The sequence below is a fragment of the Rhodoferax sp. UBA5149 genome, assembly GCF_002413825.1.
Lineage (GTDB): Bacteria > Pseudomonadota > Gammaproteobacteria > Burkholderiales > Burkholderiaceae_C > Rhodoferax.
In genome coordinates this window covers 1990-2641 of sequence record NZ_DHXT01000009.1, presented here as the reverse complement: position 1 = coordinate 2641, position 652 = coordinate 1990, and the positions used below count along the sequence as shown (strand labels likewise).

The window sequence follows — 652 nt, the reverse complement described above, 5'->3', positions numbered from 1 at the left end:
CAGTAGGTGAATGCTGCACTGCGGTAATATCTCAGACCAGCCCGGCTTTACTCCCCCGTGTCACGTTCTGGCTGTAACTACAGAACCCGATGAACGCCCCCATTCAGCTCAATCAATTCGTGTCCACTCAATCGCATGTGCCGCACGCGCACGCCCGCATTCGCGAAATTCCCTACAACTACACCTCGTTTTCTGACCGCGAAATCGTCATCCGTCTGCTCGGCGCCCCGGCCTGGGAATTGCTCAACCGCCTGCGCGACGAGCGCCGCACCGGTCGCTCGGCGCGCATGCTGTACGAGGTGCTGGGTGATATTTGGGTGGTGCAGCGCAACCCCTATTTGCAGGATGACCTGCTGGACAACCCGAAGCGGCGTGTGCTGCTGGTCGAGGCCCTGCAGCATCGGCTGGCTGAGGTGCAAAAACGCCGCACGCCTGATGCCGACCCGGAACGTGATGCCCTGGTGGGCGAACTGCTCAAGGCGGCGGGCCAGGCGGTGCAGGCCTTTGACGCGGCTTTTGTGGAAACCGCAGCCTTGCGGCGCAAGACCCAGCGCGCTTTGGCCAAACTGACCGCCAAGGACAACATCAAGTTCGACGGCCTCTCGCGTGTGAGTCATGTGACCGATGCCACCGACTGGCGCGTGGAATATCC

1 protein-coding gene is annotated in these 652 nt (G+C 61.7%); it reads left to right on the top strand.

The window, feature by feature from the left end; all coding sequences use genetic code 11:
• Positions 1-89 precede the first annotated feature (89 nt).
• Positions 90-652, top strand: a 563-nt coding sequence (locus B3V69_RS00565) for a DUF3683 domain-containing protein (protein ID WP_296442811.1), incomplete at its 3' end; no start/stop codon positions are given.